General features: G+C 63.9%; 23 protein-coding genes. 2 read left to right on the top strand and 21 right to left on the bottom strand.

Annotated features, from left to right (window positions below; all coding sequences use genetic code 11):
• Positions 1-122: 122 nt before the first annotated feature.
• The 18 genes from leuA to MRBLMI13_RS03030 all read right to left on the bottom strand — a co-directional run bounded on the left by leuA (position 123) and on the right by MRBLMI13_RS03030 (position 19,669).
• The gene (gene leuA / locus MRBLMI13_RS03115) at positions 123-1,871 is read right to left on the bottom strand and encodes a 2-isopropylmalate synthase (RefSeq protein ID WP_367820531.1); all 1,749 of its coding nucleotides are present in this window, start codon (positions 1,869-1,871) and stop codon (positions 123-125) included.
• 245 nt (positions 1,872-2,116) lie between these two features.
• Positions 2,117-3,304: a thiolase family protein gene (locus MRBLMI13_RS03110; RefSeq protein ID WP_367820533.1), complete on the bottom strand. Its 1,188-nt coding sequence runs from the start codon at positions 3,302-3,304 to the stop codon at positions 2,117-2,119.
• Positions 3,305-3,330: 26 nt separating this feature from the next.
• Positions 3,331-4,098, bottom strand: a complete 768-nt coding sequence (locus MRBLMI13_RS03105) for an enoyl-CoA hydratase/isomerase family protein (RefSeq protein WP_367820535.1) — start codon at positions 4,096-4,098, stop codon at positions 3,331-3,333.
• Complete coding sequence (locus MRBLMI13_RS03100) at positions 4,095-5,240, bottom strand: acyl-CoA dehydrogenase family protein (RefSeq protein ID WP_367820537.1); 1,146 nt, start codon at positions 5,238-5,240, stop codon at positions 4,095-4,097. The genes MRBLMI13_RS03105 and MRBLMI13_RS03100 overlap by 4 nt, the downstream gene beginning before the upstream one ends.
• Positions 5,237-6,307 (bottom strand): acyl-CoA dehydrogenase family protein, encoded by a 1,071-nt coding sequence (locus MRBLMI13_RS03095; RefSeq protein ID WP_367820539.1) that lies wholly within the window; start codon positions 6,305-6,307, stop codon positions 5,237-5,239. Before MRBLMI13_RS03095 ends, MRBLMI13_RS03100 begins: the two co-directional genes overlap by 4 nt.
• 123 nt (positions 6,308-6,430) lie before the next feature.
• Entirely contained in the window at positions 6,431-7,153 is a 723-nt protein-coding gene (locus tag MRBLMI13_RS03090) for a nitroreductase (protein ID WP_367820541.1), read from the bottom strand.
• 110 nt (positions 7,154-7,263) lie between these two features.
• On the bottom strand, positions 7,264-8,061 hold the full coding sequence (locus tag MRBLMI13_RS03085; protein WP_367820543.1) for an enoyl-CoA hydratase/isomerase family protein: 798 nt from the start codon (positions 8,059-8,061) through the stop codon (positions 7,264-7,266).
• A gap of 85 nt (positions 8,062-8,146) precedes the next feature.
• Entirely contained in the window at positions 8,147-9,283 is a 1,137-nt protein-coding gene (locus tag MRBLMI13_RS03080; RefSeq protein WP_367820545.1) for a thiolase family protein, read from the bottom strand.
• Positions 9,283-9,630 (bottom strand): hypothetical protein, encoded by a 348-nt coding sequence (locus tag MRBLMI13_RS03075; protein WP_367820547.1) that lies wholly within the window; start codon positions 9,628-9,630, stop codon positions 9,283-9,285. Before MRBLMI13_RS03075 ends, MRBLMI13_RS03080 begins: the two co-directional genes overlap by 1 nt.
• 327 nt (positions 9,631-9,957) lie before the next feature.
• A complete protein-coding gene (locus MRBLMI13_RS03070) occupies positions 9,958-10,854 on the bottom strand; it encodes an SDR family oxidoreductase (RefSeq protein WP_367820549.1) in 897 nt (298 codons plus the stop codon).
• A 130-nt stretch (positions 10,855-10,984) separates the two neighbouring features.
• On the bottom strand, positions 10,985-12,181 hold the full coding sequence (locus tag MRBLMI13_RS03065; protein WP_367820551.1) for a CaiB/BaiF CoA transferase family protein: 1,197 nt from the start codon (positions 12,179-12,181) through the stop codon (positions 10,985-10,987).
• A 7-nt stretch (positions 12,182-12,188) separates the two neighbouring features.
• A complete protein-coding gene (locus MRBLMI13_RS03060) occupies positions 12,189-12,983 on the bottom strand; it encodes a citrate/2-methylcitrate synthase (RefSeq protein ID WP_367820553.1) in 795 nt (264 codons plus the stop codon).
• A 448-nt stretch (positions 12,984-13,431) separates the two neighbouring features.
• Positions 13,432-14,193: an IclR family transcriptional regulator gene (locus MRBLMI13_RS03055; RefSeq protein ID WP_367820555.1), complete on the bottom strand. Its 762-nt coding sequence runs from the start codon at positions 14,191-14,193 to the stop codon at positions 13,432-13,434.
• Positions 14,194-14,354: 161 nt separating this feature from the next.
• Positions 14,355-15,713, bottom strand: a complete 1,359-nt coding sequence (locus MRBLMI13_RS03050) for an APC family permease (RefSeq protein ID WP_367824948.1) — start codon at positions 15,711-15,713, stop codon at positions 14,355-14,357.
• A gap of 189 nt (positions 15,714-15,902) precedes the next feature.
• A complete protein-coding gene (locus tag MRBLMI13_RS03045) occupies positions 15,903-16,955 on the bottom strand; it encodes a tartrate dehydrogenase (protein ID WP_367820559.1) in 1,053 nt (350 codons plus the stop codon).
• 27 nt (positions 16,956-16,982) lie between these two features.
• Positions 16,983-17,429, bottom strand: a complete 447-nt coding sequence (locus MRBLMI13_RS03040; protein WP_367820561.1) for an acyl-CoA thioesterase — start codon at positions 17,427-17,429, stop codon at positions 16,983-16,985.
• 6 nt (positions 17,430-17,435) lie between these two features.
• Positions 17,436-18,329 carry a nitrilase-related carbon-nitrogen hydrolase gene (locus MRBLMI13_RS03035; RefSeq protein ID WP_367820563.1) on the bottom strand — a complete coding sequence of 298 codons (894 nt, stop codon included), beginning with the start codon at positions 18,327-18,329 and terminating at the stop codon, positions 17,436-17,438.
• 152 nt (positions 18,330-18,481) lie between these two features.
• Positions 18,482-19,669 carry an NAD(P)/FAD-dependent oxidoreductase gene (locus tag MRBLMI13_RS03030; protein WP_367820565.1) on the bottom strand — a complete coding sequence of 396 codons (1,188 nt, stop codon included), beginning with the start codon at positions 19,667-19,669 and terminating at the stop codon, positions 18,482-18,484.
• Positions 19,670-19,848: 179 nt separating this feature from the next.
• On the opposite strand from MRBLMI13_RS03030, the gene MRBLMI13_RS03025 reads away from it, so the two are divergent.
• A complete protein-coding gene (locus tag MRBLMI13_RS03025) occupies positions 19,849-21,510 on the top strand; it encodes a PucR family transcriptional regulator (protein WP_367820567.1) in 1,662 nt (553 codons plus the stop codon).
• Between the two features lie 48 nt (positions 21,511-21,558).
• Here the strand turns inward: MRBLMI13_RS03025 and MRBLMI13_RS03020 are convergent, their stop codons facing one another.
• Positions 21,559-22,998, bottom strand: coding sequence for a class I adenylate-forming enzyme family protein (locus tag MRBLMI13_RS03020; protein WP_367821339.1), 1,440 nt, complete (start codon positions 22,996-22,998; stop codon positions 21,559-21,561).
• On the opposite strand from MRBLMI13_RS03020, the gene MRBLMI13_RS03015 reads away from it, so the two are divergent.
• Positions 22,918-23,085 (top strand): hypothetical protein, encoded by a 168-nt coding sequence (locus tag MRBLMI13_RS03015; protein WP_367821357.1) that lies wholly within the window; start codon positions 22,918-22,920, stop codon positions 23,083-23,085. The two genes, MRBLMI13_RS03020 and MRBLMI13_RS03015, sit on opposite strands and share 81 nt — an antisense overlap.
• 24 nt (positions 23,086-23,109) lie before the next feature.
• On the opposite strand, the gene MRBLMI13_RS03010 is transcribed toward MRBLMI13_RS03015, so the two are convergent.
• Positions 23,110-24,162 carry an NAD(P)H-dependent flavin oxidoreductase gene (locus MRBLMI13_RS03010; protein ID WP_367820569.1) on the bottom strand — a complete coding sequence of 351 codons (1,053 nt, stop codon included), beginning with the start codon at positions 24,160-24,162 and terminating at the stop codon, positions 23,110-23,112.
• Positions 24,163-24,199: 37 nt separating this feature from the next.
• Complete coding sequence (locus MRBLMI13_RS03005; protein ID WP_367820571.1) at positions 24,200-25,033, bottom strand: citryl-CoA lyase; 834 nt, start codon at positions 25,031-25,033, stop codon at positions 24,200-24,202.
• Positions 25,034-25,230: the final 197 nt, after the last annotated feature.

Below are 25,230 nucleotides of genomic sequence, written 5' to 3'. Positions count from 1 at the left end.
TATCACAGACCGAGGTCAAACGATCAGAAACAGCTACCAACCAGTCCCCGGCGCTCTCGAACGCCAAACTCAGGCTGTTCGGGCGGATGCCGGGCCGCTCATTGCACGCCGACGCGCGCGATTTAGACGGCGGCGGTCAACCGCGGGCGCATGGTCCGGTTGACGCCCGAGACGATCGCCTTGAGGGATGCGGTCGAGATGTCGCCGTCGATGCCGACGCCCCACAGCCGCTGGTCGCCGACCTGCAGCTCGACATAGGCCGCCGCCTGCGCGTCGCCACCGGCGCTGAGAGCGTGCTCCACATAGTCGTAGACCGTGATGTCGAAGCCCTGCGCCCGCAGCACCTCGACGAACGCCGCGACCGGGCCGTTGCCGGATCCGGCGACGGCGAGCTGCTGCTCGTCGTCGCGCAGCACAACGTCGAGCACGACCTCTCCCGACATGTCGCTGCGGGTCTGCGTGGCCAGGAGCTCGAACCGGCCCCACTTCGCCGCGACATCCGCAGCGGGCAGGTACTCGTCGTTGAAGATCGACCAGATTTGCTCGCTCGTGACCTCGCCGCCCTCGGCATCCGTCTTGGCCTGCACGACACCCGAGAACTCGATCTGCAGCTTGCGGGGCAGGTCGATCGCGTGATCGGACTTCAGCAAGTACGCGACGCCGCCCTTGCCGGACTGCGAGTTGACGCGGATGACCGCCTCATAGGAGCGGCCGAGGTCCTTCGGGTCGATCGGCAGGTACGGAACCGCCCACTCGATGTCGTCGACCGTGACGCCCTCGGCCTCGGCTCGGGCGGCCATCGCCTCGAAGCCCTTCTTGATCGCATCCTGATGCGATCCGCTGAACGCGGTGAAGACGAGGTCACCCGCCCACGGGCTGCGCTCGGGCACCGGCAGCTGGTTGCAGTACTCCACGGTGCGCTTGACCTGGTCGATGTCGCTGAAGTCGATCTGCGGGTCGATGCCCTGGGTGAACAGATTGATGCCCAGCGCCACGATGTCGACGTTTCCCGTGCGCTCGCCGTTGCCGAACAGGCATCCTTCGATACGGTCGGCGCCGGCCATGTAGCCGAGCTCAGCAGCCGCGATCGCGGTGCCGCGGTCGTTGTGCGGATGCAGCGACAGGATCACGTTCTCACGCTGCGCGAGGTGACGGCTCATCCACTCGATGGAGTCGGCGTAGACGTTCGGCGAGGCCATCTCGACGGTCGCCGGCAGGTTGATGATGACCTTGCGGTCAGGAGTCGGTTCGAAGACCTCGATCACCTGGTTGCAGATGTCGACCGCGAACTCCAGCTCGGTGCCCGTGTAGCTCTCCGGCGAGTACTCGTAGAAGACCTGGGTCTCGGGGATGGTCTTCTCGAACCTGCGGCACAGGCGCGCGCCTTCGAGCGCGATGTCGATGATGCCCTGCTTGTCGGTGCGGAAGACGACCTCACGTTGCAGCACGCTCGTAGCGTTGTAGAGGTGCACGATCGCCTGCTTCGCGCCGGCGATCGACTCATAGGTGCGCTCGATCAGGTGCTCACGCGCCTGCGTCAGAACCTGGATCGTGACATCGTCGGGGATCAGGTTCTCTTCGATGAGCTGACGGACGAAATCGAAGTCGGTCTGGCTCGCCGACGGGAAACCGACTTCGATCTCCTTGTAGCCCATGCTGACGAGTAGCTCGAACATGACGCGCTTGCGCTCAGGCGACATGGGATCGATGAGGGCCTGGTTGCCGTCACGGAGGTCGATCGCGCACCAGCGAGGAGCCTCGGTGATGCGGACATCGGGCCACGTGCGGTCCGGCAGGTGGACGTTGATCTGCTCGTGGAACGGCCGATACTTGTGGATCGGCATCGCTGAGGAGCGCTGAGTGTTCTGCATGATGGGCTTCTTCTCTTCGTCAGAATGTACGGGTCAACATCGAACGCCGCGACAAGGCAGACCCCTAAAGCGAGGACTCGTCGCGGCAGCTAAGAAGAAGCAGACCGAAGAGCACGAGGCGAGGTTACCACGTGGATCTGCGCTGGTCTGCTGTCCGTCCTTCGTTCTCTCCGAGCATGCACTTGACGATCGTCCGGAGAACTCTCGCGGGATCTGCGGTCGCCTTCCACAACTAGTCAGCACGCTCATTCCCAGCGACGGAAGAGTCCGGCGAGCGCCTGACCGCCGCCGATGCACATCGTGACGATCCCCCACTCGCCTCCTGTGCGGGTCAGGTGCTTTGCGACCCGCAGTGTCAGGATCGCGCCGGTCGCGCCAACCGGATGCCCGAGCGCGATCGCTCCGCCGTAGGGGTTCGTTCGCTCGGGGTCGAGTCCTGCATCGCGCGTTACGGCGACTGCCTGCGCGGCGAACGCCTCGTTGAGTTCGACGATATCGATATCCTGTGGCTGCAACCCTGTAGCGGCGAACAGCTTTTTCAATGCGACCGTTGGCGCGTAGCCCATCAGCTCCGGCTCCATCGCACCGGTCGCGACCGCCTCCAGGGTGACAAGTCCACTCAAACCTTCCGCGCGGACGACGGACTCTCGCGCGAGGATGAGGGCGGCGGCACCGTCGTTGATTCCGGACGAGTTCCCTGCCGTCACGGTTCCGCCAGCGACGAACGCAGGTCGGAGGCCCGCGAGGCTTTCGATGGTGGTGTCAGGCCGAGGATGCTGATCCACGGTCACGATCGTCGAATCGCCCCGCCGGGCGGGCACCTCAACCGGGACGATCTCCTCCTCGAACGCCGCGCGCGCGAGGGCCGTCGCCGCGCGTTGCTGTGACCGGGCGGCGAACTCGTCCTGCTCTTCTCGAGAAACGCCATACTTACGAGCGACGTTCTCGGCTGTCTCTCCCATGTGAATCCCGTGGAACGGGTCTGTGAGCATCATCACAGTGCCATCGATGAGGGAGCGGTCGCCGAGGCGGTAGCCGTCGCGAGCACCGAAGTCGTAGAACGGCATCCGCGACATCGACTCGTCTCCGCCCGCGAGAGCTAGGTCAGCAGCTCCCCAGCGGATCTGCATGGCCGCCGACCACACTGCCTGCAAGCCTGATCCACACAGCCTGTTCACTGTGTAGGCCGGCGTGCTCATCGGAAGGCCGGCGGCGAGCGCGACGCGACGCCCGTTGTGAGCGTCAGCACCGACTTGTCCGATACAGCCCATGACCACCTCATCGATTCGGGCCGGGTCGACGCCGGCCCGAACGAGTGCGGCGGCGGCCGCGGCCGCACCGAGTTCGTGAGCGGGTACGTCCTTGAATGTGCCGCCGAAACTGCCGATGGGGGTACGAGCGCCGTCGAGAACGACGATCTTCTCTGTAGACATTCTGGGTTCCTTTCGGGGTGGGACAGTCAGCGATCCAGGAAGTGTTGGATGAGCCTCTGAGCGTCGGGCGTGCGGACTGCCGCAGAGATCGTGCGGGCTTCGTCTTCGCCGTGCTCGCTGCGGGACCGCTCTGAGCCCGCTCGCAGCAGCCGACGCGCCTGCCCGAACGCGGGTGCGGGTCCAGATGCCAATGTTTCGGCTATTCGCTCGATATCGGCGGCGGCGTGCATGGCATCGGAGGCGAGCATCGACGCCAGCCCCCATTCCACGGCTTCCTCCGCCCGGATGACGCGACCGAGGAGGCTGATCTCCAATGCACGTCGGAGTCCGATCACGCGAGGAAGGAGGAAGGAGACCCCGCAGTCTGGCGTCAAACCGATCCCTGCGTAGGCGGTGGCGAATTTGGTGCCCCGCGCAGCGACGACGATATCGGCGGCGAGGACCAGGCCGAGACCGGCGCCCGCGACCGCTCCGTGCACGGCTGCGATGACCGGCTTCGGCATCTCTGCCAGAAGCCTTACGGCTTCCTCGAGTGTGGTCGCCAGCGCGAAGAGGTACTCGGATGGGTTATCCGCCGACTGGAAGGTCGACACGTCGCCGCCCCCACAGAATCGTGGTCCTGCGCCCGTCAGCACCACGACTCTGACGTCCGCTGACCCGCAAGCTGCGACCGCCTCGAGCAGTGCGTCCGCCATCGGTTGGTCGAACGCATTCGCGACCGCCGGACGGTTGAGTACGATCCGTGCGATGCCTTCCTCGACAGTCAACAGCACCGGGTTCTGGGCCGTGCTCACCGCAATCCCAGTCCCCTCGCGACGATGCTCCGCAACACTTCCTTCGTGCCTCCGCGGATCGTGCTGGAGGGCGAGTTGAGCATCACGTGTGCCAACGTTGCCTGGTAGGCGTTCGAGGCGTCCGAGTCCGGCTCCGTCTGCAAGGCCAACCGAAGGACTTCGGGGATCTCCTGTTCGAAGCACGTGCCCAGGTCCTTCACCAGAGCCGCATGCAGCGCCGGATCCTTGCCGTCGGCGATCATCGACGCCACCGACCTCGACATGCGTCGCAGCGTGACGAGGTGGGCCACAAGCCGTCCGAGGGCTCTCGTACCTTCTGCGGAGGGCTGCTGCTTCAGAATTCTGACGAACTCCTCCATCACACCGAGATGCGAAAGGAACCGCTCCGGTCCGCTGCGCTCGAACGCCAGCTCACTGGTGACCTGACTCCATCCGTCACCTTCCGTTCCGATGATCGCGTCATCGGGAAGGAAGACGTCTTGAAGGTGCACTTCGTTGAAGTGTCGCCCTCCGGCGATATCCGCGATCGGCCGGCACTCGATTCCCGGCGTGCTCATGTCAACCAGGAACTGGCTCAGACCTTCGCGCCGCGAGTCGCCGGCTGGAGAGGTACGGCACAAGAGGATCATGTAATGGCTGCGGTGCGCGTTCGTCGTCCAGATCTTCGTGCCGTTGACCGACCATCCGCCGTCGACTCGATCTGCGCGGGTCCGAACTGAAGCGAGGTCCGATCCGGAATCCGGCTCGGACATCCCGATGCAGAAGTATGCTTTGCCGGACGCGATACGGGGAAGAATCTCCTCTCGTTGGCGCTCGCTTCCATACCGCAGCAGCAAGAAGCCGCTCTGCCGGTCTGCCACCGAGTGGGCGGTGATCGGGGCGCGCGCGGCGAGCAACTCTTCGAGCACGACATAGCGCTCGACGAGCCCGTAGCCGCCACCGCCGTATTCACGGGGAAAACCCATGCCGATCCACCCGCGGTCGCCGAGCGCCTCGCTGAATTGCGTGTCGTACCCCCCGAAGGCGGTGGCTGCGTCTCGGTCGACGGGCCAATCGAATCCGTCGAGGAACTCTCGCACTTGCGCGCGTATCAGCTCACCTGCTTCAGACTGTCTGGGGCGCGGGAAGGTCAGAGCGCTCATTTCGACTCTCCTTTACTGAGGCCAGCATCCAGTGGCGCCACCGTGCGCCACAGGGTTGTATCAAGATCTTCGCCGAGGATCTCTCGTCCTAGTTCGTCCGCCCAGAAAGACTCGTTGCCGAACTCGTCGCGCCACGACCAGAGTCGTTTGGTGAACAAGCGCAGTTGGTGTTCTTCTGTGAAGCCGATCGCACCGAATACCTGATGAGCGATCGCGGATCCCGCCCCGGCTGCTTCCCCGGTTCGGATCTTCGCACTCAATGCGGCGATGCTGCGGAGAAGCGGCTCGCCCTCCCCAGCCAACCATGCGTCTATTGCCTCGCCAGCGCCCTCCGTCGCTGCCCGCGCGGCAGCGACCTGCGTTGCGAGAACGGAGACGTTCTGCTGCACGGCTTGGAACTTGCCGATCGGGCGGCCGAACTGGACGCGCATGTTCGCGTACTCCACAGACAACGACAGAGCGCGCTCAAGCGCCCCGGCCATCAGCGCACTGCGTGCGATCGCGGCGATCAGGAGCAGCGACTTCGATTCGAACGGCGCAGGCACGACCTGGGCGGGAACGACGTTCTCGAGTCGGATCTCGTCGCGCGGATCCCCCGCGATATTCAGCCCGGATGTCACTGAAACACCGGAATCCTGGCGGTCCACGACGACGAGCTGGGCCGTCGGGGTGTCGCTCACGAACACGATGTGCGTAGACGTACCGCCCCACGGAACACGAGTGAGCGTCCCGTCCACACGCCAGCTATCGCCTGAACGGCTCAGACGCACCGGTGCGGCCACCGAAGGGAATGCGATCGTGGGCTGATCCGTCTCCTCGGCGCCTGCCAGATCGATCAGCCAGTGGCCGATCATCGCCTCCGCTATCGGCACGGCAGCGGCGTTGCTGCCTGCGATCTGCAGGAAATCGCAGGCAACTGCCCAGTCCACACCGATGCCGCCGTTGTTCTCGGGCACCAACGCCCTGTCCATACCGACGCTTTGCAGAGATCCCCAGAGGTCAGACGGCTCGTCGGCGAAGACCTCCGCCACCGCTTGATGAAGCATCTCGCGCGTTTCGTCATCCATCTCTCGTTCCTTCCTTCTGTTCGCTGCGGGGTGCGCCGCCTCCGTGCGCACCGTTGATTGCACCACCGGGTCCGGGCGCGGGTTTCACATTGTCGGAGACTCGTTTCTCGGCCCGACAGTGGATCACGTGCCGAGCTCAGGCCCGGTGACGACCCGTGTCTTCGACCTATCGATCCATCGTGTGAAGACCTCGACAGGCTCTCGCGGTGTCTCGAGAGTGTTGACGACCATCTGCTGGTCTGCGTAGCCGATTGCCATGCCGCAGACCAGGGTCTCTTCGGACCCGGCGCCCAGAAACGGAAGAATGACTTTGCCGTAGTAGTTCCATGCCGCCTGCGGACACGTGTGCAATCCGTGGGCCCTCGCCAGAAGCATGATGTTCTGCATGAACATTCCGTAGTCGAGCAGCGCACCACGCCCCATGACGCGGTCGATCGTGAAGATCAGTCCTACAGGGGCATCGAAGAAGCGATAGTTGCGTTGTCTCTGCGCGTGCATCTTGTCTTTCTGGCCCCGTTCGATCCCGAGAAGGTCGTAGAGACTCCAGCCGTTCTGCCGCCGACGGTCAAGGTACGGCGACACCCACTCACTGGGATAGAAATCGGGATCATCACGATAGCGGGATGCAAGGTTCGGATCGATGCTGATGGCATCATCCGCTGCCAAGACCTCGGCGACCAGGTCATCGCGCGATTGACCCTGCAGAACGTACACCTGCCATGGTTGCGTGTTGGTCCCGGACGCAGCCCGGCTTGCGACCCGCAGAATGTCATCGATGACAGCGCGATCGACGGGACGGTCGGGGTCGAACGCCCGACACGCCAGTCGCGACTCGATAGCCGTCACGACGCTGTTGGGATCGGCGATCTGCGCTGCGACTCTGGACGGGGACACAGGGTAGTCCTCCAACTGGACGTGATGATCAGGGCCGGCGGCAAACCTCTCGGACAGCGGCTCTACCTGCCCTCGAACTGGGGAGAGCGCTTCTCTCGGAAGGCGGCCAGACCTTCAGCGCGGTCGAAGGAATAGCTGTGCGCCGCAGCAAGAGCCCGCTCATAGCGCAGACCGGTCGCCACAGGGTGGTCGAGCGAGTCGTTCACTGCCTGCTTCATGCGCGCGAGAACCAAGGGGCTCTTGGAAGCGATCGTCTCGGCGAGCCGTACAACAGACGCAGAGAGGTCGTCGTCTGCGACGACCTCGCTCACCAGACCCAAAGCAGACCACTCCCGCGCCGACAGCGTCGCGCCTGTGAGCATCAGATACTTGGCGTTGTTGACGCCGATCTTCCGCGGGAGCCGAACAGTGGCTCCCGCGCCGGGGAACATCGCGAAGTTCGAGTGCGAATCGCCCAAGACGGCCGACTCTGCCGCCACCACCATGTCGCAGGCGAGAACGAGCTCCAGGCCGCCCGCGACGGCGATACCGTTGACTGCGGCGATCACCGGCGTGCTGCTGGCCTCGATCAGGTTGGTGAGCTCACCGATCTTCTTGACAAATCTTGCGCCCTCTTCGGGACTGCGCTTCGCACTGTCCTTCAGGTCAGCGCCAGCACAGAATCCTCGGCCGCTGCCCGTGAGCACGATCGCGCGCACCTCTGGATCGTTGCTGCCCTCTTCAATCGCAGCAACGAGCGCATCCAGCATCGTCGCTGTCACGGCGTTCAGCGCGTTCGGTCGATTGAGAGTCAGCCACAGCACCTTTCCTCGTCGCTCCGCCAGGAGCTCACCCGTCGGGACATTCGTTTCCGTGGTCATTGCGGTCCTTCCTCCAAGATCGGACTGGTACTCGTCCGGTGAAGATGTTCGAAGCAGCTGGTCTCGCGCTGCCCGGGGGCGAAGTTCATCGCTGCAGAATGTGCACGACGCACACCGGTCCGATTCCGACCATGTGCGCCAGGCCGATCTTCGCGTCCGGCTGCTGTCTGTCTCCGGCCTCGCCGCGCAACTGCCTGGTGATTTCGGCGATCTGCCCCAGGCCTGTCGGGCCGAGGGGATGGCCCATCGAAAGGAGGCCACCCGAGGGGCTCACGGCATGTCGTCCGCCGATGTCGAAGGAACCCTTGGCGAGTTCGGCCGCGCCGTGCCCGGGAGGGCAGAGCCCCATTGCCTCCACGAACAACAACTCCTCGATCGCGAAAGCGTCGTGCACCTCGATGACGTCGAGATCGGACGGATCGCCGCCCCATTCTTCGTAGGCCGCGTGGGTCGCAGCCTGGGTCAACGCGACGTCAGCATTCGCGCCGTCGAATGCTCGATCGCTGAACGTCGATGACGCCGCGACACGGACCGACCGGCTCTGATCGGTTCGGTGGCGCTCCATCGCCTCCTCGGACATGACGATGACTGCCGCCGCCCCCTCGCCGATCGGGGTGATCTGCAGACTGTTGAGCGACCCGGCGACGTAAGGAGGGCGCACCACCTCTTCGAGCGTCCGCTCCTTCCTGCGTTGCGCATACGGGTTCCGAGCTCCGTTGTTGTGATTCTTGACGGCGACGAGACCGATCTGTTCTTTCGTGTACCCCGCCTCTGCCAGATAGCGCTCAGTCAGCAGTGCATAGCGCGCGAACGGGACATCCTGCACGGGGGAGATCGGCGCGATTCCCGTGTCCGGGGCAGCGATCCTACCTAGTGGCTTGTCGACGCCGATGGCGATGGCCACGTCGGCCAGCCCACTCGCCACTTCAGCCACGGCCTGTCGGAACGCCGTGGAGCCTGTGGCGGAGGCGTTCTCGACTTGAGACACTCGAAGTCCGGTCATCCCGAGGTACCGGAGCATGGGGACCCCGGCCGCCATCCCGAGCCGAGCAGTACCGACGAACGCTGCTTCGACCGTCGGCCAGCTGATGCCCGCATCCGTGAGCGCTTCTCTCACGGCACGCAAGCCCAGCTCGATGTACGACGTTTCGGTCGGGTACTGGTAGGGGTGAAGTCCGATGCCGACAACATGCACCGGACGCAGGTCAGTGATCAAGGCCATCAGTGTGCTCCTGCCGTGAAGACGAGATAGGAGTCGCGCGAGAGGTCGCCGCCCTGGCCGACGACCTCCGCACCGGGAAGCCACTCAACGGCATCGTCCAGGAACGCGTGAATCGTCGGGCCGTCATCCAAACTGATCTCACCCATCACGAAGGGAACCGGCCACTTGGCGTGTCTGTGGACTTCCGCGAAACTGCGCAGCACTCCGCGAGCGCTGAACATCGATTCACCGATCTCGTCGCCCGCCGCGCCGCACCGCTCGCAACCGAAGGTCTGACGCGGAACGCCCCTCTGACCGCACGTGAAACAGATCCATCCGATCAGCTGGAACCCGTCTTCGTATTCCATCCACTGAGCTCTCTTCTCCTGGATCAGCTCTTCACTCGAATTCACTTCGTGCCCTCACTCCGCACATCTGCTTCGTCGCTCAATGTCGTCAGCCCGACAACTGCGTCGGCCCTCTTGTTCCTCACACCCGGTCAACGCCAGGTGCATGCTCCGTCGGATCGTGCCGCTAGTCGGCACGCGGTTCCGCCGGGCGGTACCACAATGATCCACGCTCCTCACCGTCCTGTCAACAAGAGCTCGCAACCTTCCTGCACTCGGCAAGTACGCCAGGGGGGTTCTCCGGCGACGGGGCGCCACGATCGGCACCTCGCCGTCTCTCCCCACCCCCTACGGCATCTTCGGAGCCTCTGTCACCGGCTCGAACGGTACCTCGCTCAGCGCCTGTGCAATGCCGGGAACGTCCCACCGCCGGCCGTTCTCGAAGGAGTCGACGAGATGCCAGCCCTCGTACACTCCGATGAAGTCACCGACGACACGGAACATGTGGCCGTTCAGTCGGCAATCACTCGACGCAAGATACGCCACGAGGGGTGAGACATTCCCTGGGTGGTACGGATCGAAATCCGAGCGCGACTCCGCTTCGGCGAACCGTTCGACCAGCCCCGGTGTCGACTGGGTCGTCTGCGTCCGCGCGAACGGGGCGATGCCATTGACCCTCACGCCGATCCGCGACAGTTCCTTCGATGCAACTTGCGTCATGGCTGCAATCCCGGCTTTGGCAGCCGCATAGTTCGTCTGCCCGACACCCGGCTGCATTCCCGCCCCGGACGAGGTGTTGATGATGGCCCGATCTTCGTCTCGTCCCAGCTTCGACTGTTCGCGCCAGTACGCGGCAGCGAAGTGGCTCACCGCGAACGTCCCCTTGAGATTGACGTTGACGACCGAGTCGAACTCTTCCTCCGTCATGTTGACCAACATGCGGTCGCGCAGTATTCCCGCGTTGTTGACCACCACGTGAAGATCCCCGAACTCCTTCACGGCTGTCTCGGTCAACCGTTGCGCACCTGCCCAGTCGCTGACGCTGTCTGTGTTCTCGACTGCCTGCCCGCCGGACGATGTGATCTCGTCCACCACAACGGAGGCAAGACTCGAGCCAGAGCTCGACCTGCCGACGTCGTTCACCACGACAGAAGCACCCTGCGCGGCGAACAGCAGCGCGTGCTCGCGCCCGAGCCCCTGCCCCGCACCTGTGACGATCGCAACCCGACCTTCAAGAAAACCCATGGTTCATGCCCTCTCTCGCACTTCGCTGCACGATGCAGCTCTTGATGTCGAGGATCCACTCGACAGTTCGTTCTTCGAGATCCCCGCCGTCAGCTCCCACAGTCGGGATCACGACGGTGAGGATCGATCGTCAACGATGCGCGGTCGTCCCCGACTCTCGGAGGGCTTCGATCTCCAGCTCCGTGTAGCCGAGGTCCGCAAGAATCGTGTCGGTATCGGCGCCGAGTCGCGGGGCTGACGTATGCTCCGCCCCGTAAGGATGCGAAGTGATCGGGATACGGACGCTCTGATAGACCTGGCCGTCGAACTCCCCTTCCACGAAGCAAGCATTGCTCCGCGCTTCCTCGCTGCGCATTGCCTCGCGATGGCTCAGCACGGGGCCGGCCACGACACCTCTGGCCCGGAGCAGGGAAGTCCACTCATCCCTCGGACGTGTCTTGAAAGCACTCTGCAGTTCGGTCCTCAAGAGCCTCTGATTCTCCACTCTCGAGTCCAGGTCAGCGAAACGCGGGTCATCGACCAGATCCGGCCTCTCGATGACCTCGCACAACAGTCGCCACTGCTCGGGAAGGTACGCCGCTATCTGGATATACCCGCCGTCTGACCCCGCGAAGAGATCTGTGGGATACGCCAAGGTCCCTCCGGAGTTGCCGATCCTCGCCACGTCTCTGCCCGTGACGGAGGCTTCCACGAAGTAATGGCCCTGGAGGAAGGCGCTCACCTGGTAGAGCGACGTACTCAGGAACTGGGGCTCACCGGTCATGTCCCGCAGCCGCAGCGACGCCAGTATCCCTTGCGCGAGCGCCAGCCCCGCCGCGGCATCCACCATCTGAAAGCCGACCTTCATGGGAGAACCATCCGGATCACCTGTGACGGCCATGACCCCCGTCTCAGCCTGCACGACCGCGTCGACTCCCTTTCGGCTCGCGCCCACTTCCGCCGTTCCGAAGCCGGACAAGGACGCGTACACGAGGCGCGGTTGCACCTTGACGAGATCCTCGTACCCCAGGCCCAGTCGATCCATGACCCCTGGGCTGAAACCCTGAACGAAAATGTCACTTCGAGCGACCAGCTCGCGCACGATCTCCCGCGCTTGCGGGTGCTTGAGATCCATCGCCATCGACCGTTTGTTGCGGTTGTTGGCCAGGAAGAGCGACTTCACCGACGTGCCGAGCCGCCTGGACAGTTCGCCCTCGAGCTGCTCGATCTTGATGACTTCGGCCCCCATATCGCCGAGCAGCATCGTCGCCGACGGCCCCGCCATCAGTTGGGTCAGATCGACGACGGTCACCCCAGACAACGGTTTGACCGCGCTGGCGCCGTTCACCGCACTCTCACTTCTCATCCGGAAGCACGCCCGTGTAGGTGATCTGATCGGCAGGAACGTGTCGCCACGTATTCCCCTGCTCGATCTCCTCCAGGTAGTGCGCCGCGAGGCCGATCGTGCGAGGCGTGACGATCAGAACTCGCGCCACATCCGGCTTGAGTCCGAGATCGAGAAGGAGGGCAGCAGACGCACCATCGATATTTGCGCCGATCCTGCGCCCGAGCGCATCGGCCAGCTCGTCTTCGAGGTGGCCGAGCAATGCGGAGTGATGCGAGAAGACACCCTCCTTCTTGGCCAGCTCCAGGAGGATGGGAGTCCGGAAGTCAGGATCGTGTTGCGGGTGGCCGAACCCGTCAAGAGGCACGCGCCGCGCGCGGCTCTCGGCGACCAACTTCCGCGCCGCGTTCCGCAACGCCTCATCCGTGAGATCACCCTCGACGGCGATCCGTTCGACGATCTCACTGAGATTGCGAGCCAGCTCCTGACCTGCACCGCCCTGGATATCACCGAAGGTCAAAGCGCCCCCGGCGATGGCAGCCTGGATCGGGACACCATACGAGGCCAAAAGTCGGGCGACAGTACTCGACGGAGCAATACTGTGATCCATCACGGAGACGAGGAGCGCCTCAAGAACTCGCGCCTGCCCCTGTGTTGCGCGCTTGCCCGACAGGATCAGGTATGCCACCTCGGCAAAGGATGCGTTGCCGATGAGATCACTCATCCGCTCACCCCGGACGATCACATCGTGTGCCTCGATCTTCGAGATCGAGGTCTCCCACGAGTTCGTATCTCTAGCAGCCATTTTCACTCCTCATTGATTGTGTACAGAGGTCATCAGCGACCCTGCATGGCGCATATACCGACGTTGTCCAGCGATCGAGATATCCGACCCCTACCGGCGGCACGTACCACTCTGTGGCACGCCGTGCCGTTCATCGATACGCAAAATCTATGGCGTCGTCGGCTCGATGTCAAGCGCGACGGCTCGACAAGCTCCGCCTCCGACGACCACCTCGACACCGCACGGAACAGCGCTGTTCAGGGGGTCGATCGCGGCCCCACGTCGATCGATGCGCACGAAGCGACATCGATGCCACCGATCGTCCGGCGTTCTCAGCGGAGTCGCGCTGACTCGCGGATGCCGCGGTCAGGCGCCTCGCACCCTCAGATTCAGATGGAGCGAGGGCGCTGGACCATCAGCACACGCCCCCGGCCGGGTCTGTCCTCGCGCGCAGACTGCGGAGCGACGGTCAGCGGGCCTCTCCCAAGCCGTGCGCGATCGCGCGAGCAGCCTCGACCACCAGGTTCCCGTATTTCTCTTCCAGTTCAGTCGAGATCCGCTGGGCCGGCGTGGAGATGCCCACGCCTGCCACGCCCACTCCGGCCACGATGATGGGGGCCGCCACGGCGTGAACACCTTCTCGCCACTGCTGGTCATTCACCGCGTAACCGCGGTTCCGGGCTTGGTCGATGGCTGCGATCAATGCGCTTGTGTCAGTGATCGTGTGTGAGTTGTACGCAGTCAGTCCGCGAGAGAGGAGTTCTTCGATCTCGTCATCTGACCATGTCGATAGCAGGGCGCGGCCATTTGCGGAGGCTGGCAGAGGTATGAGCATGCCGACAGATATGTGGGCTCTCACTCCCTGCGGGCTTTCGAGGCGCTCGAGGACGAAGACCGAGTCCCCCCTCACCGCGGCGAGGTGGATGGTCTCTCTGGTCTCTTCCCAGAGGTGCTCCATCACCGGACGCGCAACCTCGCGAATATCGTGTCCGACGTGGTGCCTTTGCCCCACCTGGAACATTTTGGGTGTCAAGGTCCAACGAGTCGTCTGATCGCGCACCTCGACTGCCCAGCCACCCTCTTGCAGAGTTCGGAGCATTCGCTGCACGGACGATTTCGGGAGCTCCAGGTCCCGGGCCAACTCCGACACGCCCACGATCCCCGGCTCCGCGAGTCGCTCCAAGACCCGCATCGCCGTCAATACGCTTCGCACACCTGTGCCGCCGTCCATTTTCGATCCCTCTCACCCTGCGAAGAGCTGCACGCGCCGGCACCACTCTATCGACATCCTGCTCACCCCCTGCGGCTGAACCAGTACTGGATATGAGCAAGGACGACGTGCCTGGCAGCCGAGGTCGCAGTGTTTCGGAGACGGTTCGCCGGTCGACACGACTATTGGCGCCCGATCAGTTCGTAGACATCCGGACGGCGAGTGCGGTACACCCAGGCGAGCGCGAAGCCGCCGATGAAGACGAGAGCGAGGACGACCATGAGTGCGTCCGAGACCACAGCGGATCCGCCCGTAAGCTCATTGAAGTGCGTCACGGCCAAGAAGACGCCGATCGCCAGGACGATTCCTGAAATCGCCGGACTGACGACACGTGCCCAGAACGAGAACTCTCGCCGCCCGTAGCGGTGCAGATACACGCCGATGGCGATGTTCGTGATGAACATCACGACGATGAGTACAAGACTCGTCATGCCCAGCATCATCGCGTAGGACGCGGAGGGGTCTACGCCGATGATCACGAACACGATGTTCAGAGCGAACGCCGCGACGCTCGCCGTCATGGATGCGCGATGGGGCGATCCCTGGATCGGATGCACGCGGCTCAGCGCGCGCGGGAGGATCCGGTCTGCTCCGAGATTGAAGAGATAGCGCGAGACGATGTTGTGACCCGCCAGAATCACAGCGAACGTGCTTGTCAGCACCATGGCGGACGCGAAATCGACGAGCACCCGCCCGCCGAAGGCCAGGAATGTCGCGGTCATGCTCGCCGTCGGCTCGGCAGCGGCATCGTCCACGACCCGGTCCACGCCGGCAGCGTTGATGAAGGCCCAGGATGTGACTACGTAGAGCACGGTCGCGACGCCGACGACCATGAACGTGGCGACGGGGACCGTGCGCGAGGGATTCTTCACCTCGGAGCGGAACAGAGCGGTGATCTCGAAACCACCGAACATCCCCAGCGCGAACAACAACCCGATGGCCACCGATCCGCCCAACCAATTCGCCGGTAGGAGCGGCTCCACCGAGATGGCGCCCGCGGCTCCTCGCTGCGCGAAGACGGCGATGTTGTAGATGACGATCATCAGCAGTTCGAGCCCGAGGAAGATCGCCATGATCGTCGCGGATATCGAGAATTTCAGGTACCCGAGGACTGCGATGATCGCCCAGATGATCGCGCCCCACACGTACCAAGGCAGCTCGGGCAAACCCAATGTGCCGTGGAAGAACAGGTTCGCTGCGATCCCGCCGAAGGCGAAGGTGCCGGCGTATCCGCAGAAATACCCCACGAGAGTCACCAATCCCGCACCGAGCCCGATCCGCTTCCCTAAGCCTGCCGTGATGTACGCGTAGAACGCGCCTGGCTTGGGGAGAATCTTGGTCATGCGCGTGAACCCGACCGCGAAGAGGCCGATGGTGGCGCCCGCAACGAGAAACATCCCCGGAGCGCCGATCCCGTTCCCGAACCCCACGATGACGGGTATCGAGAAGAAGACGATGACAAGCGGCGCGTTCCAGGCCATCACACTGAAGAACAGATGGAGGACTCCGAGATTGCCCTCCAGATCTCGGGCTCTGAGCGAGGTTGTGGCTGGGGAGGGAGAGTTGCTCGGCGCGGACATGAGGGTCCTTCTCTTGAGACGTCTGGATTGCTCACCGACGACTCGGTCAATGAGCAGATGGACAGTGTCGCTCGTGCCGCCTGCGACGGATTAGCTGCGGATGCGGCCGAGCACCTCGGCAACGAACTCGTCTGTCGTCGCCTCCCCACCGAGGTCCCTGGTCGAGACACCATCGGCGAGCGTATTCTCAAAGGCGGACTGCAGCTGGGTCGCCGCCTCGGTCTCGCCGATGTGCTCGAGCATCATCGCCCCCGCCCAAAGCGCCCCGACGGGATTGGCCAGGTTGCGACCGACGATGTCGGGGGCTGTTCCGTGCACGGGCTCGAACATCGAGGGCTGGGAGCGATCCGGGTTCACATTCGCCGAGGGAGCGATGCCGATCGAGCCCGCCGTTGCGGCGACCAGATCCGACAGGATGTCTCCGAACAGATTCGACGCGACCACGACGTCCAGCGAATCGGGCGCGAGGACGGCACGAGCGGCAAGCGCGTCGATCAGGACACTCTCGAGACGCACCTCGGGGTATCCGGCGAGCACCTCAGCGACGACCTCATCCCAGAAGGGCATCGAGTGGATCAGGCCATTCGACTTCGTCGCGGATGTGACGAGGCCCCGACGACGACTTGCAAGGTCAGCTGCGTACTCGGCGACGCGGGAGACACCTCGACGAGTGAACAGGGCCTGCTGGAAGGCCATCTCGTGAGGGGTGCCCCTGTAGGCACGCCCCCCCACTTCGGAGTACTCGCCCTCAACGTTCTCGCGGACGACGACCATGTCGATATCAGTGTTCCTCGTGACACGAGGGGCGATACCCGGGAGAAGTCGCATAGGACGGATGTTGAGGTAGAGATCGAACGCGCGTCGGATGGGGATCAGCAGCCCCCAGAGTGTGACGTGATCGTCGATGTCAGGGTGCCCCACTGCTCCGAGGAAGATGCCGTCCCCCTCGGCGAGCTCCTCGAGACCACCCTGCGGCATCATCGTGCCGTCTCGGAGATATCGATCGGACCCCCAGTCGCGCTCTCGCCAGTCGATATGAAAGCCATGCGTCGCCGCGACCGCGTCGATGCAGGATGCGGCGGCCGGAGCGACCTCCTTGCCGATCCCGTCTCCGGGAATGAGGTCAATCGTATATTTCTTCATCGAATCAGCCTTCTGGTGCGTTGCGGTTCAGTGCAGAACGGTGGCAGTGGGAATGTGCGATGTCCCGGCGGTATGCGCCTCGTTCGCGCCGCGCAGGTAATCTGTGACGACTTCTGGCATCGGCCTCGAGCGGTCCGTCGACGGATCGACATTCACGTACACAGTGCGTATCGTCGCCACGGGCTTCTCATCGCGTGAGATCTCGAAGGACATCTCGAAGCTGCTCACCCCGACTCGAACACACTGGGTCTCAACGCGGAGCAGGTCATCGAGCTTGGCTGGCAAGCGATAGCGCACCGTGGTCTCGACGACGGAGGGATCGAACCCGCTGATACGGAGCGCGTCCAACGTGAGTCTTCCCGCCCTCAGAAACTCCGTGAGGGCGGCATCCGCGATTTCGAGGTACCTGCTGTTGAACACATACCCCTGGTTGTCGATCTCAGGGACGCGTACCCGGTGCGTATAGGAGGGCATCCGGATTCATCCGAGGCGCAGGCGAGAGTACACGTCAGGGCGCCGCAGCGCGAGGCCGGGCGCCTCGGGGTTCGCACGCGAAGCCGCCAACAGATCGAAGTCGAGGTCCGCGAAGATGACGGTCTCACTTCTGCGATCCCCCGAAATCTGAAGGAGCCCGTCGTTCAGGCCGAACGTGCGGTCGATGGGCGCGGCGACGAGCGCCTGCCCCACCGCGTGCATCGGCGCATCGGTCGGCAGCCCCGAGCTGCCCACGAGCGTGGAGAGGACCACGAACAGCTGATTCTCCATCGCGCGCGCACTGCATCCGGTGCGTACCCGGTATTCCCCCCGGGAATTCCAGGTGAGAGATGGGCACAGGATCAGCTCGGCACCTTGGTCGACAAGGTGACGAGAGAGCTCCGGGAACTGGATATCTGCGCAGATGAGCATGCCGGCGGTGCGTCCGCCGACCTGGACGAGCGAGACGGTGTCGCCGCCGCTCATCCCCAACTGATGCTCCTGAGGCGTGAGATGGATCTTGTCCTGAGTGAATACCGTTCCTGAGCGCGAGACGAGGTAAGCGGTGTTCTTGAGCCGTCCATCATCGTCGATTCGAAGCAGGCTACCGCCCGCGACATCGATCTGGTGTCGCTCCGCCATCTCCTGCAGGGCCGTCACGATGCGGCCGGTGAGAGCCGGCAGGGTCTTCCAGTAGTGCTCGGTCAACGACGCTGCGGTGACCTGCGGATCTCCGATCGTTCCGAGAAGTCCGGTGTCGGCCAACTCGGGGAAGAGAATAACTTCGGCCCCGCCGTCTGCCGCTCTCTCGACGAGTGAATCGAGATGCTCGAGAAGCTGCTCGACATCTCGCTCCGCGCGCAACTCAAGCTGAGTTGCAGCAACCCTCAAACTGGACATAACGATGCTCCTCCGCGCTCGTGCGTTGGCGCCCGAGCGCAGACATGGAGTCGCGCTCGGGGCTCATCTCGAACGTAGACCCCGGCGGGTGAGGGCCGATCTGGAAGAATCCCGAATCCGGGACTCGCGCGCCGTTCGCCGAACGAACCGGCTCAGAAGCGTCCGAGACTGGTGCGCGACAATGAGAGCGCATTGAGTAGTTCGGATCGTGCGCCGGTGATCAGGTCGGCCGTGAGCTGTCCGCAGATCGGTGCACTGAGCACGCCCCACGCATGACCGACATTGACGAACACGTTATCCGTCTTGTCCACGAGTGGAAGACCGTCCGGAGTGAGGCAGGATAGTCCTGCCCAGAGACCGGTAACGCCCAGCGTCCCGAATCTCTCGTACCGCTCTCCGGCGATATCCAGCATCACTCTCGATGCATCGAGAGTGATGTGCGGGTTCAACGAATTCAGCCCGTCGATACTGTGGCCGACATAGATCGAGCCTCCGCGGTTCTGCACCAGCGTGTCGTCGTAGCCGAGCAGCTTCCCCCCGCTCGTAGCCGCCTTCGTCGTGCTCGCCCAGGGCTCGAGCGCACCGGCGCTGAAGGTCCCCCGCAGACCGCGGAGGATCGGGCTGCTTTCTCCGGGAACCCGCTGGGTCATCACCTGACCGTATCTGAGCGTCTTCATCGGGAGCACGATGCCCTCGAGCTTCAGGTTCGTGGCCCACGCCCCGGTTGCCCAGACGACCCCGCCCGCGTCGATCCGACCGCGCAGCGTCTGGACACCCACAACCTGCTCTCCCGCCCTGGTGGTCGAGAGCACCGGGGTGTGCTCGAAGATCTGAATGCCTCGTCGCGTACAAGCGGCCGTCAGCGCCGTGACGAACTGGTGGCTGTCGATCTGGGAATCTTCTTCACAGAACGCCCCTGCCACCGCCGTGTCGGGCATGATCCGCGATGCGGCGTGAAGTTCCGCGCCCTCGAGGAGCGAGATCTCCAGCCCTGCCGAGGTGCGCTCGCTCGCGTACTGGCGCAGCCCCTCCGTTCCCTCGGAGTCCTCCGCGAACACAATGCCCCCGCGCTGCGTGAAGCCGAACACGTCGCCGAGCTCGTCTCGGTACTCGTGGTACTTCGCCACACCGGCCCTGGCCAGGTCCAGCTCGGGTCCCAGCCGTTTCGTCTGCACCCAAAGCGCACCCGGATTCCGGCTCGTGGCGCCGAACCCTGCGAAGCGCTGTTCGACCACCACCACCTCGAACCCTCTCTTCGAGAGTTCCCAGGCGGTGCAGAGTCCGACGATGCCGGCGCCAACGACGACGATGTCCGCTGTTGCGAGCGTCTCTTCGGACATATTCGACTCTCCTTCTCCTGGTTCCCCTCGGGCCCACTCCCCGATCACATGATGCCGCCTCGCATTTTCCGAAGCAACGTTGACGGATCAGTAAATTCTCTGAGAACGCGGTAACTTTTCCAAAGCTACGCTGAAATTTACCCAATTCCTGAAACTCGAGGTTGAGGAGGTTGCCCGCGATGACCGATTCCATTCCCCACTCGACCGTCGCCGACATGCTGGCGGCGCTCTCGGACGACTACGATCTTGCGCCGGTCGGATCTTGGAAGCGGGATCGGACGATCTCTCGCGTTGCGCTGATCCATGACATCGACCCCACGGCACCCGAGGCGGACACACTGCTCGTCGTGCCGAACCGCGACGTTGCATCCATGACTGCCATGGCAGCCGATTGGACTGCGCCGTTCCCGCTGCTGGTGCTCTCGGACGATCGTGAATCGCCTCGTCCTGATGACCTGTCGCCTGAGATTCCGGTGATTCTCGTTCGCGGCGGATTCTCGACGACGTCTTTCCTGACCGCGGTCTCTCGATGGCTCGATCCCAGTGAAGCCGCCACTGCACGCAAGCTTGCCAGCATCCAGGCGAAGTACAGCCTCTCACTGACGCATTCCGACCCGATGCAGGCATTGTTCCGACGAGTCAGTCGACAGCTGGGAGGTACGGTCGCCCTTGTCGACGCTGCGGGGAGGATACACTCCAGCTCCGGACCGCTGCCCATGTCCCAAGTGGGCCCCAGCCTGAGTGGCAATGCGGCCCCGACCGTGAGGATCAGAACGCCGCAGTGGAGCGGTGCGGCCATCCACATCAACATCGGTGGCTCCGGCGGTGGCCAAGGTGCCGGCTGGCTCATCGGGCTTGTGCCCGCGCCACAGCAGTTCGATGCGGGTCAGTTCGCCGCCCTGCAGCTCGCCGCTCCCCTGTTCGACACGATTCTGCTCTTGCGCAGCGCGACGCAGGAGCAGGAACGCGCCGCCAACTCGGCGCTCATCACAGAGGCGCTCGCCTTCCGCCCCACTCGACAGGATGCTGACATCCAGAGCAAGATGCTCAGCTCCGGGATCTCGTTCGAAGAGGATCTGCACGTTCTGGTCCTGCAGCCGAAGACCTCTCACGCGGCGAGCGCCCGGAGACAGGTGAAACACCTGGTCCCCGAACTCAAGGGAATTCTCGATTCCGCCGGCGTTCGCAACCTCGTCTCGGAGAGGGACCAGCATGTGGTGGTCCTGGCGCAGGCGCACCTCGGAGACCTCAAACGCATCATCATGGCCGCGGGTCAGCAGCTCGGACAACCCAGAGCAGGCGCCGGGCGGCGTGTGGACTCGGTCGCCGATATCGCCTCCTCGTATCAGGATGCGACGCTCGCCCTACGGATCGATGCGCTTTCGACGGCCCCGAGGTCGTTCGTGGCGGCGAAGAACTTCGATTTTGCTTTCCAGCTGTTCTCCGAGGTAGGTCTCGATCGCATGATCGAGTGGGCACAGCAGTTCTTCACGCCCCTGTGGGAACGTGAGCCGTTGCTCTCCGGCCTCCAGGCCTACTTCGCCTTCGATCAGAACATGAACGCCGCAGCCGCTGCGCTCGGCATCCACCACAACTCTCTCCGCTATCGAATCTCGAAAGCCGAGGAAGAGCTGAACCTGTCCCTGCGGTCACCTTCTTCGATTTCATCCGTGTTCCTCGCATTGACTGCTCTCGAGTTGGGCCACCAGCTTCGCCCCTTCGTCGCGCGGAGCCCGTTGCAGCACATCGCCACCGGCGAGACGCCGCCGGCCGTCGATGCCGAGGAACGTCCGAGGACGCTGGAGCCCTCGACCGGCGTGGTACTCGACGACAAGGGGTGACACGGAAGAGATCGAACCGAACTCCTCGTCGCGGACGGGAAATTCCGTTCAGACTACGCGGAGCTGTTCGGCCAAGGCTTTGCGGTTGATCTTCGATGTCGTGTCGTTCACCGGGAGCTCAGACATGAGGATGAACTCTTCGGGCACCTTATAGGCAGACAGATGCTCGGTGGTGAAGGCCTTGAGGCTGTCGAGAGACAGCGTGGAGACTCCGGTCACCGCCGCCACCACCCGTTGCCCGTAGATTTCGTCGGGCAGCCCCACGACAGCTGACTGCCGAACATCCGGGTGCTGGTTGATCACCGACTCGATCTCAGCCGGCGAAATGTTCGTCCCGCCCCGGATGATGACGTCGCTGAGCCGCCCGACCACGTACACGTACCCCTGCTCATCGACCCGAACCAGATCCTTCATTCGGTACCACCCGTCAGGAGTCATCACCTGCTCGGTGAGCTCCGGACGATCCCAGTACCCGAGCATCAGACCAGGTCCGCTGGCCAGCGCCTCGCCCACCTCGCCTGCGGGCACCTCGTTACCCTCGGGATCGACCACGCGAAGCAGCTGCCTCGGAACGACCCTCCCCGCCGAGCCCGGGATCGGCTCAGAGTCCACGTTGCTGTCATACGTGACCAGAGGGATGCACTCCGAGGCGCAGTATGCATCGAGGACCGCACTGCCCGTGATGCCCCGCCACTCCTCGAAGACGGCCTCGTTTCGGGGCTCACCGCCGGAGATCGTCAGGCGGAGGTGCGAGAACGCTTCCCGCACCTCGTCAGGCTCTGAATGACGCGTCAGCTTCGCATAGATCACCGTGACTCCGGCCATGAAGGTGATCCGGTGTCGACGGGCGAGCTCCACGAGCACATCAGGCCGCGCCCTGCGGGCCACGACCACTGTTCCGCCTCGGTACAGCACCGCCAGCGTGGTGCTGGCAAGACCGTAAAGCCACGCCATCGGCAGGCTGATCAACGCTCGGTCGTCCGACGACAGGTGCCAGACCTCGGCGTAGGTCTCCGCCGTATTGTCGACGGTGGCCGCCGACAACATGATCGCCTTGGGCTCGCTGGTGGTGCCCGAAGAGAAGCAGATCATCGACAGCGGCTCGCGCAGGCCCGCCGGATTCGGGCGCGCGCCCTCATTCACACTCTGCGGATGGAAGTCGCCCAGAGCGACGACGGGGGTGAGCGGAAGGCGGCGCGCAATCAATTCCTCGTGCGCTGGCCGCGAGACGACGACCAACGAAGGATCGCTGATCTGCAAAGCCCTGATGACGTCTTCGTCGCTCGATGAGGAGTACACGGTGACAAGGACTGCGCCGACCTTCCAGATCGCCAACACAGTCGCCACGTACAGAGCAGAGCTGTCAGCGACGACGGCGATCCGCGATCCTTCGGTCACTCCAGCACTGTGAAGACCGTCGGCGCGCTCCTCGGCGATCGTGACGAGCTCCTCGTAGCTCAGCGCGAGGTCGTCATCTACGAGCGCCACATGCTCGGGGTGCGCGCCAGCGACCTCTTTCACCCGGTCGAAGACATTGGGGGGTCGCGTCACGTCGGCCTCCCCCGGGGATCGTGATGTTCTCGTCATCGCCGTCGTCGCCTAACCTACGCGCTCGGCCAGACCGCGAATGATCTGATCAGCCTCGGCCGACATCCGGCGCACCACTTCTCCAGCGGGCAGCATCTCGTGCACCAGACCGAGCGTCTGTCCGACTGGCATCATCCCCTCCTGCAGGTCGCCGTCCTGGTACCCGGTCTCGACACGGGCCCCCGCGACGGCGTACTGCGCGGGGAAGCCTCGCTCGTCGCCGCCCTCACCCTCCCAACGCTGCGTCCATTCATTCGAGAACGCACGCATCCTCTTACCGCTGTACGAGAAGGTGATCGTGGTGTCCTGGAAGCGACCGTCGATGACGCGCTGTTTGAAAGCATCGTGCCCGTACGCCTCGGGAGTGGCGATGAACCGCGTGCCCACCCACGCCCCGCAGGCTCCGAGACCGAGCCCCGCGGCGAGTCCGCGTCCGTCGGCGATTCCGCCGGCCGCGATCACCGGGATATCGACCGCATCGACGATCGCGGGCACCAGCGTCATCGTCGTGACATAGCCCGTGTGCCCGCCCGCCTCAGTTCCCTGAGCGACGATGAAGTCCACGCCCGCCGCAGCGTACTCGCGCGCCTTTCCGACAGACCCTGCGAGCGCGATGGTCGCGATTCCGCGCTGTTTGCATTCCTTCATGAACCAGTCCGGTGCGGCGAATGTCAGGGTAACGGCCGCGGGGGCTGCGTCAAGTACGATCTCGACCTGATCCGCCACCGCGCCCTGGGTGAGGAGCGCCTCGACGCCCGCCATCTTCCCACGTTCTTCCTCGGAGAGATGCCCCCACAGCTCCCGTACAGGCGCCCACGCCGAGTCGTCCTCTGTGGTCAGCGAGTCTGGCAACAGGAGGTTGATGGCGTACGGCTTGTCGGTGAGAGCGTTGATCTTCTCGATCTCGGCGACCAGCGCCTCGGGCATGTAGCTGACGCCTCCGAGGCAGCCCATCCCTCCTGCGTTGCTGACAGCGGCGGTGAGCTCTGCTTGCGCGACGCGCGCCATGCCGGCTGAGAAAATGGGGTGCTCGATACCGAATCTTTCGGTGACTGCGGTCTTCACGGAATGTCCTTTCGTTGGGTGAGGGGGAGGGAGGAGATCATGCGATGTCCGCTATGGTCCATCCCAGGTCTCGTCGAGCAGCAGCGAGATCGCTCCTGATTCCGAGGCTGTCGTCGTAGTCGACGTCCTCGCGAGGCACGATGCGAATCGGCACGCGCGCTTGCAATTCTTCCGAGATGTGCGCGATCAACCCGGGCATCGTCGATAGCACGGCGAGACCCGTTCCTTCCTCCGGCGTGAATCCGAGCGCGTCAATGACGGCGGCTACTGCGCCGACATCATTGATGCAGAAATGTTCCTTGCCGGGAATCTCCACGAATGCCCTGTGCACAGCTTCGTACACCTCTGCGCGCTCGCCCCAGAGCCCCTCGGCTACGGCGATCGTGCGGATCTTCGCGGCGCGGGGATCGACGAAACGGAATGTCGGATGCCCGAAGCCGGGAATCCTCTTCCCTTCTCGGCGGATCTGATCGACCTTTAGGCGAGCAAAATCGGCGATGCCGAGTCCGGAAGCGAAGAATTCCGCGTGGGTGTCGCGGATGAATCGACCGGTGAACTCCGTCGCCAGCGTATTCTCGCCGACTGCGAGGCAAGCACTTGCGAGCCCGACGGCCATCGACGGGTTCGCCGACACGGCGTAGCGAGCGGCGACCGTACCCGGCTTCTCCAGCCCGTAGTCGAGGACCGCGTTCAGGATCGCGTCGAGCGCTCTGGCCTGACCAGGGGTGGGGAGAATGCCTCGAATCAGGAGAAACACGGATTCCGTGAATCCGGCCCCGCCGATGAGCTCGGTGAGTGAGAAGCCTCGGATGCCCACCCCCCCTTCGGACAGCACACTGACGTTGGTTTGCCAGTACTTCTCTGCTCCCATGACTACACCTCCGTGGCGGCGACGCCGTCGTGGCTGCCACCTGTGATCGCGCGAATCTCGGCCGGCATCTGCGCTCGGACCGTCTTCGACCATCTCAATGGTGCTGCGCGCGACGACCCGATGCGCTGGAACTTTCACGACAGATCGACACCGGCTTGAGGTTGTTCACAGTGCGTGCCGCAGTGAGGCTTCCGTAA

Origin of the sequence: Microbacterium sp. LMI13-1-1.1 (assembly GCF_040815625.1) — a bacterium.
Taxonomy (GTDB): domain Bacteria; phylum Actinomycetota; class Actinomycetes; order Actinomycetales; family Microbacteriaceae; genus Microbacterium; species Microbacterium forte.
Note: the sequence above shows the minus strand (reverse complement) of the source record. Positions and strands in the feature narration are given on the sequence as shown.

What these genes read in the sequence shown, in the direction of transcription:
- MRBLMI13_RS03080 (WP_367820545.1), bottom strand. Translation starts at nt 9,283, where the DNA reads ATGGCCTTGATCACTGACCTGCGTCCGGTGCATGTTGTCGGCATCGGA.
- MRBLMI13_RS03005 (WP_367820571.1), bottom strand. Translation starts at nt 25,033, where the DNA reads ATGGGAGCAGAGAAGTACTGGCAAACCAACGTCAGTGTGCTGTCCGAA.
- MRBLMI13_RS03030 (WP_367820565.1), bottom strand. Translation starts at nt 19,669, where the DNA reads ATGTCCGAAGAGACGCTCGCAACAGCGGACATCGTCGTCGTTGGCGCC.
- MRBLMI13_RS03075 (WP_367820547.1), bottom strand. Translation starts at nt 9,630, where the DNA reads ATGGAATACGAAGACGGGTTCCAGCTGATCGGATGGATCTGTTTCACG.
- MRBLMI13_RS03035 (WP_367820563.1), bottom strand. Translation starts at nt 18,329, where the DNA reads ATGTCCAGTTTGAGGGTTGCTGCAACTCAGCTTGAGTTGCGCGCGGAG.
- MRBLMI13_RS03060 (WP_367820553.1), bottom strand. Translation starts at nt 12,983, where the DNA reads ATGGCTGCTAGAGATACGAACTCGTGGGAGACCTCGATCTCGAAGATC.
- MRBLMI13_RS03110 (WP_367820533.1), bottom strand. Translation starts at nt 3,304, where the DNA reads ATGTCTACAGAGAAGATCGTCGTTCTCGACGGCGCTCGTACCCCCATC.
- MRBLMI13_RS03070 (WP_367820549.1), bottom strand. Translation starts at nt 10,854, where the DNA reads ATGGGTTTTCTTGAAGGTCGGGTTGCGATCGTCACAGGTGCGGGGCAG.
- MRBLMI13_RS03095 (WP_367820539.1), bottom strand. Translation starts at nt 6,307, where the DNA reads ATGGATGACGAAACGCGCGAGATGCTTCATCAAGCGGTGGCGGAGGTC.
- MRBLMI13_RS03045 (WP_367820559.1), bottom strand. Translation starts at nt 16,955, where the DNA reads ATGAAGAAATATACGATTGACCTCATTCCCGGAGACGGGATCGGCAAG.
- MRBLMI13_RS03055 (WP_367820555.1), bottom strand. Translation starts at nt 14,193, where the DNA reads ATGGACGGCGGCACAGGTGTGCGAAGCGTATTGACGGCGATGCGGGTC.
- MRBLMI13_RS03085 (WP_367820543.1), bottom strand. Translation starts at nt 8,061, where the DNA reads ATGACCACGGAAACGAATGTCCCGACGGGTGAGCTCCTGGCGGAGCGA.
- MRBLMI13_RS03025 (WP_367820567.1), top strand. Translation starts at nt 19,849, where the DNA reads ATGACCGATTCCATTCCCCACTCGACCGTCGCCGACATGCTGGCGGCG.
- leuA (WP_367820531.1), bottom strand. Translation starts at nt 1,871, where the DNA reads ATGCAGAACACTCAGCGCTCCTCAGCGATGCCGATCCACAAGTATCGG.
- MRBLMI13_RS03040 (WP_367820561.1), bottom strand. Translation starts at nt 17,429, where the DNA reads ATGCCCTCCTATACGCACCGGGTACGCGTCCCTGAGATCGACAACCAG.
- MRBLMI13_RS03050 (WP_367824948.1), bottom strand. Translation starts at nt 15,713, where the DNA reads ATGGCCTGGAACGCGCCGCTTGTCATCGTCTTCTTCTCGATACCCGTC.
- MRBLMI13_RS03100 (WP_367820537.1), bottom strand. Translation starts at nt 5,240, where the DNA reads ATGAGCGCTCTGACCTTCCCGCGCCCCAGACAGTCTGAAGCAGGTGAG.